The organism is Nocardia sp. NPDC058633 (genome assembly GCF_042717045.1).
Taxonomy (GTDB): domain Bacteria; phylum Actinomycetota; class Actinomycetes; order Mycobacteriales; family Mycobacteriaceae; genus Nocardia.
On the sequence record NZ_JBHXRA010000017.1, the window covers coordinates 59,443 to 74,514 of the forward strand.

General features: G+C 69.5%; 10 protein-coding genes. 3 read left to right on the forward strand and 7 right to left on the reverse strand.

Going from position 1 to position 15,072, the window contains the following annotated elements; all coding sequences use genetic code 11:
* Positions 1-223 precede the first annotated feature (223 nt).
* From ACFWUR_RS22430 to ACFWUR_RS22450, 5 genes are all read right to left on the reverse strand, one after another.
* Entirely contained in the window at positions 224-3,436 is a 3,213-nt protein-coding gene (locus ACFWUR_RS22430; protein ID WP_378909309.1) for a translation initiation factor IF-2 N-terminal domain-containing protein, read from the reverse strand.
* Positions 3,437-3,966: 530 nt separating this feature from the next.
* Positions 3,967-4,383: a nucleoside-diphosphate kinase gene (ndk, locus tag ACFWUR_RS22435; RefSeq protein WP_266298471.1), complete on the reverse strand. Its 417-nt coding sequence runs from the start codon at positions 4,381-4,383 to the stop codon at positions 3,967-3,969.
* Positions 4,384-4,491: 108 nt separating this feature from the next.
* Complete coding sequence (locus ACFWUR_RS22440; protein WP_378909310.1) at positions 4,492-4,953, reverse strand: DUF4233 domain-containing protein; 462 nt, start codon at positions 4,951-4,953, stop codon at positions 4,492-4,494.
* Positions 4,950-6,320, reverse strand: a complete 1,371-nt coding sequence (locus tag ACFWUR_RS22445; RefSeq protein WP_378909448.1) for a bifunctional folylpolyglutamate synthase/dihydrofolate synthase — start codon at positions 6,318-6,320, stop codon at positions 4,950-4,952. The genes ACFWUR_RS22440 and ACFWUR_RS22445 overlap by 4 nt, the downstream gene beginning before the upstream one ends.
* A 116-nt stretch (positions 6,321-6,436) precedes the next feature.
* Complete coding sequence (locus ACFWUR_RS22450) at positions 6,437-9,115, reverse strand: valine--tRNA ligase (RefSeq protein ID WP_378909312.1); 2,679 nt, start codon at positions 9,113-9,115, stop codon at positions 6,437-6,439.
* Between the two features lie 329 nt (positions 9,116-9,444).
* Between ACFWUR_RS22450 and ACFWUR_RS22455 the strand changes: the two genes are divergently transcribed.
* Entirely contained in the window at positions 9,445-10,107 is a 663-nt protein-coding gene (locus ACFWUR_RS22455) for an AAA family ATPase (protein ID WP_378909313.1), read from the forward strand.
* 11 nt (positions 10,108-10,118) lie between these two features.
* Here the strand turns inward: ACFWUR_RS22455 and ACFWUR_RS22460 are convergent, their stop codons facing one another.
* Positions 10,119-11,066: a diacylglycerol kinase family protein gene (locus ACFWUR_RS22460; RefSeq protein ID WP_378909314.1), complete on the reverse strand. Its 948-nt coding sequence runs from the start codon at positions 11,064-11,066 to the stop codon at positions 10,119-10,121.
* Positions 11,063-12,691 (reverse strand): FAD-binding oxidoreductase, encoded by a 1,629-nt coding sequence (locus ACFWUR_RS22465; protein ID WP_378909316.1) that lies wholly within the window; start codon positions 12,689-12,691, stop codon positions 11,063-11,065. The genes ACFWUR_RS22460 and ACFWUR_RS22465 overlap by 4 nt, the downstream gene beginning before the upstream one ends.
* A 193-nt stretch (positions 12,692-12,884) precedes the next feature.
* On the opposite strand from ACFWUR_RS22465, the gene ACFWUR_RS22470 reads away from it, so the two are divergent.
* Both ACFWUR_RS22470 and ACFWUR_RS22475 read left to right on the forward strand, forming a co-directional pair.
* Positions 12,885-13,502 (forward strand): TetR/AcrR family transcriptional regulator, encoded by a 618-nt coding sequence (locus tag ACFWUR_RS22470; protein WP_378909317.1) that lies wholly within the window; start codon positions 12,885-12,887, stop codon positions 13,500-13,502.
* Positions 13,492-15,045 carry a glycerol-3-phosphate dehydrogenase/oxidase gene (locus ACFWUR_RS22475; protein WP_378909319.1) on the forward strand — a complete coding sequence of 518 codons (1,554 nt, stop codon included), beginning with the start codon at positions 13,492-13,494 and terminating at the stop codon, positions 15,043-15,045. Before ACFWUR_RS22470 ends, ACFWUR_RS22475 begins: the two co-directional genes overlap by 11 nt.
* Positions 15,046-15,072 lie beyond the last annotated feature (27 nt).

Consider the following 15,072-nt stretch of genomic DNA (forward strand, 5'->3'; position numbering starts at 1 on the left):
CCACGCCGCAGCTGCGACGCGTATTCCTGGGCTCATCCCCGCACGAGCGGGGGAAGAACGTTTGCTGCCTGCGGAATCACCCGGCCTGTTCGGCCAGATGCTCAATCACTGGGCAGCGACCGACCTAGGTTACCAGAGCACTATCCACTCCCCCAATTCGGCCGGTCAGGGCCCGAATCGAGGGCTTGCGTGCGCGGAGTGATCCGCGCACGCAAGCGTCGAGCTACTGCGATTCGGCAGCCGGGGCGCCCGCGGGACGACCCACAGCGCGACGGCGCGGCTTGCGTTCCGGGACCACGACGGGCTCGGCGGCGAAGTCCACGACCGCCGCGGCGGGCGGCTGTTCGTTCGCCGACAGGACGAACACGGCTCCCGCGCTGTCGGGTGCGGGCGCGGCCGTCGACCGGGCGACGCGACGCCTGCGAGGTGCCCGCGGTGCGGGTTCCTCGGCGACCGGAGCCGATTCGGGCTGTGGCGTCTCGACGACCGCGGCCGGTTCGGGCTGTGCCGTCTCGACGACCACGGCCGGTTCGGGCTGCGGGGTCTCGACGACCGGGGTCTCGGCGGCGGCGTCGGCGGGCGCCGAGATCACCGCTTCCTCCTCGACCTCGGCGGCCTCGGGTTCCGCCTCGCCGGGGATGACCCCGGTGAGCGGACCCTCGGTGCTCTGCTCGGTATTCGCGGCAGCGGCACCGCGACCGGACCGACGCGACCGCGAACGCGAGCGCGACCTGGTCGGCTCGGCGGGCGCCTCCTCGACGGCCTCGGTGGGCTCGTCGCCGTGCTCGTCGTCGTGATGACCTGCCATCGCGAGCACGACCGGGTGGGCCCGCTTGACCGCGATGTCCTCCTCGGCGGGTTCGGCGGTCGGTGCGGTGCCGTTGGTCGCCGGTGCGGCGGGGGCGGCGGCCGGCTTGTCGCGATCCTTGCCGCGACGACGGCGCGAACCGCTCTCCTTGGCACGCGGCTCCTCGACCCCCGACCCGGAATCCACCGGGTAGTTGTGCACGAGGATGCCTCGACCGTGGCAGTGCTCACAGGTGGTGGAGAACGCCTCGACCAGGCCGGTGCCCAGCTTCTTGCGGGTCATCTGGACCAGGCCCAGTGAGGTGACTTCCGATACCTGGTGCCGGGTCCGGTCGCGTCCGAGCGCTTCGGTGAGGCGGCGCAGCACCAAGTCACGGTTGGATTCGAGGACCATGTCGATGAAGTCGACGACGATCATGCCGCCGATGTCGCGCAGCCGCATCTGGCGCACGATCTCCTCGGCCGCTTCCAGGTTGTTCTTGGTAACGGTCTCTTCGAGGTTCGACGAGCCCGAGCCGGTGAACTTGCCGGTGTTGACGTCGACGACGGTCATCGCCTCGGTGCGGTCGATCACCAGGGTGCCGCCCGAGGGCAACCACACCTTGCGATCGAGGGCCTTGGCCAGCTGCTCGTCGATGCGGTAGGCGTCGAACACGTCGACGCCGTTGTTCTCGTGCCGGTCGACCCGAGGGAGCAGGTCGGGCGCGACGGTGCGGACGTAGGTCTCGACGGTGCTCCACGCGCGGTCACCTTCGATGACCAGCTTGGCGAAGTCCTCGTTGAACAGGTCACGGATGACCTTGACCAGCATGTCGGGCTCTTCGTAGAGCGCCTTCGGTGCGTTGGTCTCCTTGGCGGCGGCCTCTTCGATGGTGCGCCAGGCAGCCTGCAGCCGCTCGACGTCACGAGCCAGTTCGGGCTCGCTCACACCTTCGGACGCGGTCCGGATGATCACGCCCGCGTCGGACGGGACGATCTCGCGCAGGATCTCCTTGAGCCGCTTGCGCTCGGTATCGGGCAGCTTGCGGCTGATCCCGGTGGAGGTGCCACCCGGCACGTACACCAGGAAGCGACCGGCCAGGGAGATCTGGGTGGTCAGGCGGGCGCCCTTGTGACCCACCGGGTCCTTGGACACCTGCACCAGCACCTGGTCGCCGGGCTTGAGCGCCTGCTCGATCTTGCGCTCGCGGCCACCGAGACCGGCGGCTTCCCAGTTCACCTCACCGGCGTAGAGCACACCGTTGCGGCCGCGGCCGATGTCGATGAACGCCGCTTCCATGCTGGGCAGCACGTTCTGGACCTTGCCGAGGTAGACATTGCCCACCATCGACGCCTGACCGGAGCTGGTCACGAAGTGCTCGACGAGGATGTTGTCCTCCAGCACCGCAACCTGGGTGGTGGTCTGGTGACCCGGCGCGTGTTCGGCGGGGTCGAACGCCTTCTCGCGCACGACCATCACCCGGTCGACCGCCTCGCGGCGGGCCAGGAACTCCGACTCGGTCAGGATCGGCGGGCGGCGACGCCCGGCCTCCCGACCGTCACGGCGACGCTGGCGCTTGGCTTCCAGGCGGGTGGAGCCGGAGATGCCCTGCACTTCGTCGGGGTTGTTCGCGCTGGACCGTTCGCGACGCTTGTTGCGGGGTTCGCGCTCGTGCACGACGGTGTTCGGCGGATCGTCTTCGGTCGCTGCCTCGGCATCGGCGGACTCACCGCCCACCTTGCGACGACGGCGACGACGACGGCGACGGCTCGCGCCGTCGGAGGATCCGTCCTCGTCGTCGGTCTCGGCGTCGGTGTCTTCGGCCTGCTCGGCCTCGGCGGCGACCTGCTCGGCCGGCTGCTCGGCCTCGTCGGTGTCGTCCTCGTCGGCGTCGGCGTCGTTGTCCTCGCCGTCGGCGGACTGCTCGCCACGGCCACGACCACGGCCACGGCGGCCACGGCGGCGGCGGCGCGGCTGGCCGTCGGCGTCGTTGTCACCGGACTGATCGCCCGACTCGTCCTCGACCTCGGCGTCGGGCTCCTCGGCCTTCGGCGCGACGGGCTCCTCGACCGGAGGTGCGACGGGCTCCTCGGTCCGCTTGGGGGTCCGCTCGGCGCGACGGCGCTTACGGGCTTCCTCCGCGGCGGTGGCGTCGGGCGGGAGGAACAGCGGCATGCCCACCGAGGCGGGCGCCTCGAAAGTCACCGGCTCCGCCTGCGCGGGGGTTTCGGACACCCGGTGGGTGAACAGATCGGTGTGCGCGTCCTCGCGCATCGCGGCGAACACCTCGTCGGTGCGCGCGACGTGGGGCGCGGAGAACAGCGACGCGGGCGCCGCTGCGGTGTCGGCCGGCTGCTCGGCGACAGGGGTGGATGCGGCGCGTTTCTTCGCGCGCGTGGGGGCGGGTGCGGGCGGCGCGGGTTCGCCGGGTTCGGCGTCAGCGGCGGCGATCGCGTCGCGCACCGTTTCGGCGACCGCGCGATCGACGTTGGACTGAACGCTGCGCGCCTCGGCGCCCAATTCGGCCAGTTTGGCCAGGATGCGTTTGCTGGTCACTCCCAACCGTTTGGCCAGTGCATGAACTCGAATTCGCTCCGGCAATTGATCGGCATCCTGTTGTGTTGTGTCCAGCGGCTCTTTTTCGGCCACGAAGTCTCCTCGGGCCCCCGGGCGCGTCCTTCCCCGGTACGGGAGTGACGCGGCCGACGCGGGGGCATCGTCCGTGCACCTCGTACCCGATGGTACGAGGGTCATCTGGTCTCGCCCCGCGTGTCCGGTCGCACCTTGATCGTTCATCTGGCGGGCCCGGTCACACGGCGCCTGGCTGTACGGCGTGGCACCGCGCTTTCGAGCGCTCATCCAGCGTGCCGGTGCGGGCGACCCCAGCAACAGGGCCGTCCGTGGCAGCGATGATCGGCATCAACCGCGGTGTCATCCGGTCATGTTCGCCGCCGCGTCGCGTACCTGCGCGACAGGTCGGCGTCGAACACATCCGTAATCAGTATCCCATACGGTTCGCGCGGGGATCGCCATCGGAGCGACTCACGCGAAATCCACCCCGCTCGCGGGCGTCGTATTCGCCGGCGGATCCGACGAACGAGGGTGACCCGGCCGGGCGGGGTTCGATACCGCCTGACCGGGTGTCCTTCTACCGTTACCGCGCTGAGAACCTGGGCGGGTCAGGCGGGAAATTCGGGGAACCAGAGGGCGATCTCGCGCTTGGCGGACTCGGGCGAGTCGGATCCGTGGACCAGGTTGAACTGGGTCTCCAGGCCGAAGTCGCCGCGGATGGTGCCGGGCACGGCCTTCTCCACCGGGTCGGTGCCACCGGCGAGCTGACGGAACGCCGCGATCGCGCGCGGGCCCTCGAGCACGGCCGCGACGACCGGGCCGGAGGTGATGAATTCGATGAGCGAACCGAAGAAAGGTCGCTCGGCGTGTTCGGCGTAGTGCTCGGCCGCGAGTTCCGCGGACACGTTCTTCAGCTCCAGCGCCTGGAAGGTGAGGCCCTTGCGCTCGATACGCGCGAGGATCTCGCCGGTGAGGCCTCGGGAGACACCGTCCGGCTTGATGAGTACCAACGTCTGCTCAGTCACGGGGTAACCCTAGCGTCGGCCGTGTCGGCACGCCGATCGGGCCCTCGAGCTGTTCGGGCTTCGAACGCATTCTTCGGAGGGGAGGAGACCTGCGTCCCCCGGCAACCGTCAGGACTTCGAACGTATCCGCTGGCTGGGGAGTAGACCCGCATCCATGCGGCGCTGGACGTCCGAGCGCAGGACGAGGATGAACGCCCACACCGCGATGAAGACCACGGCGATGATACCGATCGACAGGTGGATGAACGTGCCGGCGAGCAACAGCACCTGAAGGCCCAGGTTGAACGGGATCGCCCACGGCTTACGCTGCACGCCCGCGCCCAGGATCATCAGCACCGAGAGCACCACGAGATAGGTGCCGGAGAACCACGTGACACCGCCGCCGACATCGGCGACCACCGGCAGCGCCAGCAGCACCACGATCGCCTCAAGCACCAACGTGCCGGCCATGACCCCGCGCAGACCCTTCCACGGGTCGGTGGCAGGAGGCGGAACCTCGCTCGTGCTGGAACCATCCGGCGTGCCCGGGCGATCTGCGTGATCACTCTCGTCCGGTCGCTGACCGCTCATGCCGGGCCCTTTCCGAACAGTGCGCGCGCGGCGCCCGCGGTGACGACCGACCCGGTGACGATCACGCCGGCGCCGGAGATCACGTCGCCTTCGTCGCCGGCCTGCTCGGCCAGCGCGATCGCCGACTCCAGCGCGTCGGGCAGCGTTTCGGCGGTGATCACTCGCTCGTCGCCGAACCGCTGCACAGCCAGGTCGGCGAGTGCGTCGACGTCCATGGCCCGGGGTGAGCCGTTGCTGGTGACGACGATTTCGTCGAAGACCGGTTCTAGCGCGTCGAGAATCCCGGCCGCGTCCTTGTCGGCGAGCACCGCGACCACGCCGACCAGCTTGCGGAAGTCGAACTCGCCGGTGAGCGTCTTGGCCAGCGCCTGCGCGCCCGCCGGATTGTGGGCAGCGTCGACGAAGATGGTGGGCGCGTTGCGCATCCGTTCCATCCGCCCCGGACTGGCGACGCTCGCGAAACCGGTGCGTACGGCCTCGATATCGAGCTGACGATCCGCTCCGGCACCGAAGAACGCCTCGACCGCGGCCAGCGCCAGCGACGCGTTGCGGGCCTGGTGCTCACCGTGCAACGGCAGGAAGATCTCGCCGTAGACACCGCCGAGCCCCTGCAGCGTGAGCAGCTGTCCGCCGACGGCGACGGCCCGTTCCAGCAGCCGGAACTCCGCGCCCTCGCGGGCCACCGCGGCGTCCTCGGCGACGGCCCGGCGCAGCAGCACGTCCATCACCTCGGGCTCCTGTTGGGCGATCACGGCGACGGTGTCGGTCGGGATCAGCGCCTCGGGGGCGCGCTTGATGATTCCGGCCTTCTCCTTGGCGATCGACTCGAGGTCGGGGCCGAGGTATTCGGTGTGGTCGAGGCCGATCGGGGTGATCACCGCGACCTGTGCGTGGATCACATTGGTGGCGTCCCAGGTGCCGCCCATCCCGGTTTCCACCACGGCCACGTCGACCGGCGCTTCGGCGAACGCGGCGTAGGCCATGCCGGTGAGCACCTCGAACTTGCTCATCGCCGGGCCCTCGGTCTCGGCGGAGCGCTGATCGATCATGCCGATATAGGGCGCGAGCTCGTGATAGGTCGCCACGTAGTCGGCGGGGCTGATCGGCGCGTTGTCGATGCTGATCCGCTCGGTCGCCAGCTGCAGGTGCGGGCTGGTGATCCGGCCGGTGCGCCGGTGCAGCGCGGTGAGCAGCGCGTCGATCATCCTGGTCACCGAGGTCTTGCCGTTGGTGCCCGCCACGTGGATCGCCGGATAGTTGTTCTGCGGGTTGCCCAGCAGATCCATCAGGGTGGCGATCCTGGTGAGCGAGGGTTCGATCTTGGTTTCGGGCCAACGCTTGTCGAGTTCGGCCTCCACCAGCGCCATTTCGGCGAGGTCGACCGGCGAGGGCCCGGTGTCGAGTCGGGCCTCCTGATAGCCGGTACCGCCGAAGTCGCCGCTTTCGGCATCGTCGGGGTCGACATCGCCGGGGCCCAGATCGCTCATTTGGCGCTCAGCTCCGCCAGTCGCGCGCCGATGCGCGTGACTTCGGCCGTGGCCACATCCCGACGAGCAGTGATCTTGTCGACGACCGGCTGCGGCGCCTTGGCGAGGAAGGCCTCGTTGCCGAGCTTGGCCGTGGTGGTGTCGAGGTCCTTCTGCGCGGCCGCGAGATCCTTCTCCAGCCTGCGACGCTCGGCATCGAGGTCGATCGCGCCGGAGGTGTCGAGCTGCACGGTAACGGTGCCGCCGGACAGGCGCACCTCCACCTCGGCGGTGGTGGCGAAGTCCGCGCCCGGTTCGGTGAGACGGGCCAGGTTGGCCACCGAGTCGGCGAATCCACCGAGCCCGGCCTCGTCGATCCCGACGAGCGTGGCCTTCACCTTCTGCTTGTCGGCCAGCCCCTGATCGCCGCGGAAGCGGCGGATCTCGGTGATCAACCGCTGCGTATCGGCCACGCGCTGGGCGGCGAGCTCGTCGGTGGCGATGCCGCTGGCCTGCGGCCACGGGGCGATCACCACCGATTCGCCGCCGGTGAGCGCCTTCCACAGGGTCTCGGTGACGAACGGGATCACCGGGTGCAGCAGGCGAAGCACCGCGTCGAGCACGCTGCCGAGCACCACCGCGGTGCTCTCGGCGCGCGCGTCGGACTCGGCGAACTGTACCTTGGACAGCTCCAGGTACCAGTCGCAGAGTTCGTCCCACGCGAAGTGGTAGAGCGCCTCGCAGGCCTTGCCGAACTCGTAGGCGTCGAACGCGGTGTCGACCTCGGCGCGGACCGCGTCGAGCCGGTCGACGATCCAGCGGTCGGCGTCGGTGAGGGTCTCGCGCGGGGGCAGCTCGCCGGTACGGGCGCCGTTCATCAGCGCGAACTTGGTGGCGTTGAACAACTTGGTGACGAAGCTGCGCGAGGCCAGCGCGTGCGCGTCGCCGACGGACAGGTCGCCGCCGGGCTGGGCGCCGCGGGCCAGGGTGAAGCGCAGCGCGTCGGCGCCGTAGGAGTTGATCCAGTCGAGGGGATCGATGCCGTTGCCGCGCGACTTCGACATCTTCTTGCCGTGCTGGTCGCGGATCAGGCCGTGCAGGAACACGTCTTCGAACGGGACCTGCTTCTGGGCGCCCTTACCGGCCGTGAGCGCCGGATCGTCGCTGACGTACATGCCGAACATCATCATCCGGGCCACCCAGAAGAACAGGATGTCGTAACCGGTGACGAGCACGCTGGTCGGATAGAACTTCGACAGCTCAGGGGTGGAGTCGGGCCAGCCCATCGTGGAGAACGGCCACAGACCCGAGGAGAACCAGGTGTCGAGCACGTCGGGGTCCTGCACCCAGCCTTCGGGCGCTTCCTCGCCGGGGCCGAGGCACACGATCTCGCCTTCGGGGCCGTACCAGATCGGGATGCGGTGGCCCCACCACAGCTGACGCGAGATGCACCAGTCGTGCATGTTGTCGACCCAGTCGAACCAGCGCGGTTCCTGGCTGGCCGGGTGGATCTTCACGTCGCCTTCGCGCACCGCGTCGCCCGCGGCCTTGGCGAGGGTGTCGACCTTGACCCACCACTGCATCGACAGGCGCGGCTCGATCGGCTCGCCGGAGCGCTCCGAGTGACCGACCTGGTGCTTGTAGGGGAACTTGCGCCCGACGATACGGCCCTCGGACTCGAGGCGTTCGCGGATCTTGACGCGGGCTTCGAACCGGTCCATGCCGTCGAATTCGGTGCCGCTGTCGGCGATCCGGCCCGCCTTGTCCATGATCGTCGGCATCGGCAGGCCGTGGCGCAGGCCGAGCTCGAAGTCGTTGGGGTCGTGCGCGGGGGTGATCTTCACTGCGCCGGAACCGAATTCGGGGTCGACGTAGTCGTCGGCGACGATCGGGATCTGGCGGCCGGTGATCGGGTGGTAGAGCGTGGTGCCGATCAGGGCCTTGTAGCGCTCGTCATCGGGGTGGACCGCGACGGCGGTGTCACCGAGCATCGTCTCCACGCGGGTGGTGGCCACGATGACGTGTGGTTCGTCGTCGTCCAGCGAGCCGAACCGCATGCTCACGAGCTCGCCGTCGACCTCCTTGTGGTCCACCTCGAGGTCGGAGATACCGGTCTGCAGCACCGGCGACCAGTTCACCAGGCGCTCGGCGCGGTAGATCAGCCCCGTGTCGTAGAGCCGCTTGAAGATCGTCTGCACCGCACGCGAGAGGCCCTCGTCCATGGTGAAGCGGTCGCGGCTCCAGTCGACGCCGTCACCGAGGCGACGCATCTGCCCCTGGATCTGCCCGCCGGACTCGCGCTTCCAGTCCCACACCTTGTCGATGAACAGCTCGCGACCGAACTCTTCCTTGGTCTTGCCGTCGGCGGCCAGCTGCTTCTCCACGACCGTCTGCGTGGCGATACCGGCGTGGTCCATGCCCGGCAGCCACAGCACCTCGTAGCCCTGCATCCGCTTGCGGCGGGTGAGCAGGTCCATGATCGTGTGGTCGAGCGCGTGGCCCATGTGCAGGGTGCCGGTGACGTTCGGCGGCGGCAACACGATCGAGTACGGCGGCTTGCCCGAGGCGGCGTCGGCGCGGAAGTACCCGGCGTTTACCCAGCCCTCGTACAGGTCGGCCTCTACCTCGCCGGGGTTCCAGCTCTTGGGCAGGGCATCGGCACGATTACGCGAGTTGTCAGGGGCTGCGCTGGTCACGTCCCAATCCTAAGGGGAGGCGCCAACCAGCTTTTTCCCGCCTACCCCAGCACAAAAAAAGACGGAATCTTCGGTGGATGAGGGACACCGAAGACTCCGTCTACACCAGTGATCCTACCGGCGATCGATCCCACTCAGCAGAATCCATATGGAATTCTCAGCTTCGCCCCTGTGCTGGTCGGCAATGCCTGTGACGCGCCACGACGACACGCGGAAACCCTTGTCCCCCAAGCCTCGAACGTGAATATCCGGGCGACCCCCGATTGCCGTTTTGTCCGCTTTACCGGACCCTGGAGAGGGTGACGCCCCCGCTCGATACCTTATCCCCCGTGCCGCCATCGGCTCCGAAGATCATCACCCCGATCGCCCTGGTGGACCTACGCGCGAGCGAGGTCGAAGAACTGCGCTATCCGAGCACCACGGTGCTGGTCTTCGCCGGTGTCCCCGGCGCGGGAAAGTCCACCGCGCTGCACCGCTTCTTCGGCGCGGGCCCCGACGCCGAACATCCGGTGCGGACCGCCTCCGGTGCCCTGATACTCGACTCCAACCACACGCGCAATCGGCTGCGCCACCGCTTGGGCTGGGCGCCGTACTGCCTGTGGCGCCCCCTGGTCCACGTCGCGCACTACCGCGCGATCCGCGACGCGCTCCGCGACAACAACGGCCCGGTGGCCGTCCACGACTGCGCGACGATGCGCTGGAGTCGGCGCCTGATCAGCCGCTGGGCCGCGCGGTGGCACCGCGAACTGCACATGGTGCTCATCGATGTGCCCGCGGAGCAGGCCAGATCCGGTCAGATCAGCCGTGGCAGGAGGGTCAACAGCCTCGCCTTCACCGCGCACTGCCGCCGCTGGGAGGCGATGATGGACTCCCTCGGAGCCCGCGACACCACCCAGTCGCCGAACCCAGAGCCGTTGTCATCGACCTCGGTGGTGATCATCGACCGTCCGACGCTGCACGCGGTGTCGCGCATCGCCTTCGACGCGGCCTGATCGACGGGCGCTCACGGCACGAGCACGCTCAACGCGCCCGGCATCGCCTGCACCGTCACCGGCAACATCCCCGCGGGCTCACCATCGGCGGTCGCGTACCCACCCTCGGCGCTCACGGTGATCCGCCGGGCCCGATATCGCTTCGTGGCGGGATGATCGATCCGCTTGCCCGACGACAACGCGGGCAACAGCCGCGCCATCTCCAGCCGCGACACCGCACCGACCACCGTGATGTCGAGATACCCGTCGTCGGCGAGCGCCTCGGGGCACACCAGCATCCCGCCGCCGTAGGTACGGGTGTTGCCGATCGGCGCCATCACCGCGTCGGTCAGGATCACCACGTGCGAGTCGGGCGGATTGTCGAGCACACCCGGCGCGAGTCCGGACAGTTCGATCCGGAACGGCAGGGTGTAGCCCCGCATGAGCTCCACGACCGCGGCCGCGGTGTAGCGCAGGGGCCCGCGCGGATATCGCATCTTGTTGGCGCGCAGGGTCACTCGCGCGTCGAAACCGGTACCGACCACGGTCGCGAACCAGATGGGCCCGGCGTCGGGCGATTCGATACGCCCCAGATCGATGGTGCGGGTTCGTCCGCCCAGCACGATCTCGACCGCGGCCCGCGCGTCACCGGTCGGTATGCCGAATTCACGCGCCAGGTCGTTGCCGGTACCCGCGGGCACCAGCCCGAGCGGGACCCCGCTGTGCGCGACAGCCGCCAAGAGCACGTTCATCAGCCCGTCGCCGCCGACGCAGATCACCGCGTCCGGAGCATCGGCGCCCGCGAGGGCCGTCCTGACCCGCGTCACCGACTCGTCCGCACTCGGCGCCCGCACCTCGACCACGTCGACCCCACGGGAGCGCAGTTCCGTCAGTACCGTCTCGGCGACACCGTCGCCGCGGCCCGACCCGGAATGCGGGTTCGTGACAACCACTACCCGCCGCACCGAATGTTCGTTCACGGCACCAGCTTCCCAGGGTTGAGCACCCCGGTGGGGTCGAGTTCGCGCTTCACCGCACGCAATACCCGAACCCCCAGGTCACCGATCTCGGCATCCATCCACCGACGATGGTCGGCGCCGACGGCGTGGTGGTGGGTGATGGTCGCACCGGCGGCGACCATCGCCTCGCTCGCGGCGGATTTGGCGATGCGCCACTGCTTGATCGGATCGTCGAGCTGTTTGGCGACGACGGTGAAGTACAGCGACGCCCCGGTCGGATAGGTGTGCGAGATGTGGCACATGACCAGCGCGGGGGTGCCCTGCGCGGCGAGCGCCTCCATCAACGCGCCGGTGACCTTCTCTTTGAGATTCGCCAGATTCGCCCAGCTGGTGGCGGTTTCGAGCGTCTCGCACAGCACTCCGACATCGAGCAGCGCGTCTCGCAGGTAGGGCGCGGCGAACCGGCCGTGCTCCCACTGCCGCGCGGGCGCCTCGCCGAGCGCGGTGCCGCCCGCGGCGAGCAGCAGCGCACTCGCCTCGCCCGATCGCGCGGCGACATGCGCCGCGCTGCCCTCGAAGGTGGTGATGGCCAGACAGCCCGACACCGGGTTGCCACCGATATCGGCGGAGCGGGCCAGGTTCAACCCTGTTTCGGCCTCGTCGGACAACCGCATCACCGTCGGCGCCGCCCCGGCCTGCACCACACTGCGCAGCGCGGCGGCACCGGTGGCGAAATCGGGGAACGACCAGGCTTGGTAGCCCACGGTTTCCGGCACGGGATGCACCCGCACCGTGACCGAGGTGATGACACCGAACGCGCCTTCCGACCCGACGAACAATTCGCGCAGGTCGGGTCCGGCCGCCGACGCGGGCGCTCGACCGAGGTCGAGGGTGCCCTGCGGGGTGGCGACCACCAGGCGTTCGACCATGTCGTCGAACCTGCCGTAGCCGGCCGATGCCTGACCCGACGACCTGGTCGCGGCGAAGCCGCCGATGCTGGCGAATTCGAAACTCTGCGGAAAGTGCCCGAGCGAGAGCCCGTGCGCGCCGAGCAGTTCCTCGGCCTGCGGGCCGGTGAGTCCGGCGCCGAGGGTGGCGGTGCCGCTGGCCGGATCGACCGCGGTGAGGGTGTCGAGCCTGCGCAGGTCGAGCGCGATCACGGTGTCGAATTGCCCACGCACCGGCTCGACGCCACCGACCACGCTGGTTCCGCCACCGAACGGGACGACCGCGATGCTGTGCGCGGCGCAGTACTCCAGCATCGCGAGGACCTGCGGATGGTCGGCGGGGAACACGACGGCGTCCGGGGCGTTCTGCGGGGTGGTCGCGCGGCGGCGCAGCAGGTCGGGGGTGCTCTTGCCGCCCGCGTGTCGGAGCCGGTCGACATCGGCGGTCGTGAGATGTTCGTCACCGACGATCTCGGCCAGGCCGGTCCGATCGGCGGCCGTGAGGGTGGTGGGGACCAGCGGCACATCGCTCTCGTCGCGGCGCATGGCCGGCTCGCCCGAGATCCCGAACACCTGCGTGAGCAGGCCACGGATGTGTGCCGACAGCGGCTGATGACCGGCGGCGACGCCCCAGGCGTCCCACACCATGCTCGGCGCCACGGTGGCAGACCCGGATTGTTCGCGTTGCGTCTCGACCATGCGTTACATAATGACATATAATGTCAAGCAGTAACCCACGACATGTCCCAGAGTCGACATCCCCCCGCTGTCGGATGTCACTACCGGTCGTTCGCGGCGGCAACCCCGCTGGTCCGCTCGATACCCTTGGGCGGTTCCAGCTCGACCGTGGCGCCGTGACCCGGCGCCACCGACACACCGGCGGTGAAGCACGATGATCGACCTAGCGACCCACGCTGACCAGCTTTCGCCCACCGACGTGGCGATTCTCGATGCCACGCGGGCCTGCGTCGTCGATTTCGGTGTTCGCCGAACCACGCTCACCGAGGTGGCGCGGCGGGCCGGGGTGAGTAGGCCGACGGTCTATCGCCGCTGGCCCGACACCGGGTCGCTGATCGCCGAGCTACTGGTCCGTGAACTGCGCACGATCGTCGCCTCGACCATGCCCGACACCGGCCTCGGCCGGGATCGGCTGGTCCACGGCATCGTGGCGGGGGCGGCGGCGATTCGGGCGAACGCGGTGTTCGCCAAGATCTTCCGCACCGACACCGACCTGATGCTCACCTATGTGTTCGGCCGGTTGGGCCGCAATCAGCGCACGCTGATCGCACTGTTCGCGTCCATGATCCGGCTCGGCCACCAAGACGGGTCGATCCGGGCGGGCGAGGCCGAGCACATGGCCACCATGCTGCTGCTCATCACCCAGTCGGCGGTGCAGTCGGCGGGCACGGTGGAGTCTTTGCTGGCCGGTGCGGAGTTCGACGCCGAATTGTCCAGGGCTGTCGAGGGTTACCTACTCCCGCTACCCGACAAGGACTGTGATGACTCCTGATTCCCCCTCCGCCGCACTCGACGCCGCGCGACGCACCGCCGACCTCCTCGCGCTGGGTGAGAACCCCCAGGTCGACCTGGTGGTGATCGGCGGCGGCGTGACCGGAACCGGCGTCGCCCTCGACGCGGCCGCGCGCGGTCTGCGCACACTCCTGGTGGAGCGCAACGACTTCGCGTTCGGTACCAGTCGCTGGAGTTCGAAACTGGTACACGGTGGCCTGCGGTATCTGGCGAGTGGGCGGGTCGGGATCGCGCACGAGAGCGCGGTCGAACGCGGCATCCTGTTGCGCACCACCGCACCGCACCTGGTACGCCCGTTGCCCCAGCTCGTTCCGTTGCTGCCCGGCATCAGACCGGGCCAGAGTTCGCTCATCCGTGCGGGTTTCGCCGCCGGCGACGCGCTGCGCATCGCGGCCCGTACCGCCGCCGACACGTTGCCCCGCTCACGCCGGGTCACCGCCGCCGAGGCATTGCGCGCGGCGCCGACCGTGCGACGAGACGGGCTACGCGGCGGATTGCAGGCATGGGACGGTCAGCTGGTCGACGACGCGCGCTTGGTCGTCGCGCTGGCTCGCACGGCGGCCCGGGCAGGCGCGACGATTCTCACCCGAACCGAAGCCGTGGCGGCGACCGGCGATTCGGTCCACCTGCGCGACACCCTGTCCGGCGAGACCCTGACGATCCGGGCGCGCGCGGTCGTGAACGCCACCGGTGTGTGGGCGGGCGAGGTCGACCACAGCATCGAGCTGCGGCCCAGTCGCGGCACCCACCTCGTCTTCGACGCCGCGGCGTTCGGTGGCCTCAGCGCCGCGCTGACGGTGCCGGTGCCGGGCAGCATCAGCCGGTTCGTCTTCGCGATGCCCGCCGCCCACGGTCGCGTTTACCTGGGCCTCACCGACGAGGACGCACCGGGCCCGATCCCCGACGAGCCCCAGCCCACCGAGGCCGAGATCGACTTCCTGCTCGACACCATCAACACCGCCCTGCGGGAACCGTTGACACGCGCCGACATCCGCGGCAAGTTCGCCGGCCTGCGCCCGCTGCTCAAAACCGCCGACGACAGCACCGCCGACATCTCCCGCGAACACGCGGTCCTCACCTCCCCTGACGGCCTGATCACCGTCGTCGGCGGCAAGCTCACCACGTATCGCCGGATGGCCGAGGACGCCGTCGACGCGGCGCTCACCCGGGCAGCGCTCACAGCCGCCCCGTGCCGCACCACCCGCCTGCCCCTCGTCGGCGCGGTCGCCGGCGCGGCCCGCGACCGCATCGACGCCCCACCGGTGCTCATCGAGCGCTACGGCAGCGAGGCAGGCCGGATCGTCTCCGCCTGGCTCGCCGACCCCGCCCTCGCGGAACCGGTCGCCCCGGGAATCGACGTCACCGCAGCCGAGTTCGACTTCGCCATCACCCACGAGGCCGCCCTCACCATCGACGACCTCCTCGACCGCCGCACCCGCATCGGCCTGGTCGACACCGACCGCGAAGCCGCCACTCCCGCCGCCGAAGCCGCCTTCGCCAGGCACGCCGCGATCATCAACTGAGCCAAGCTGCTCCGAGCGCCCGCAAGG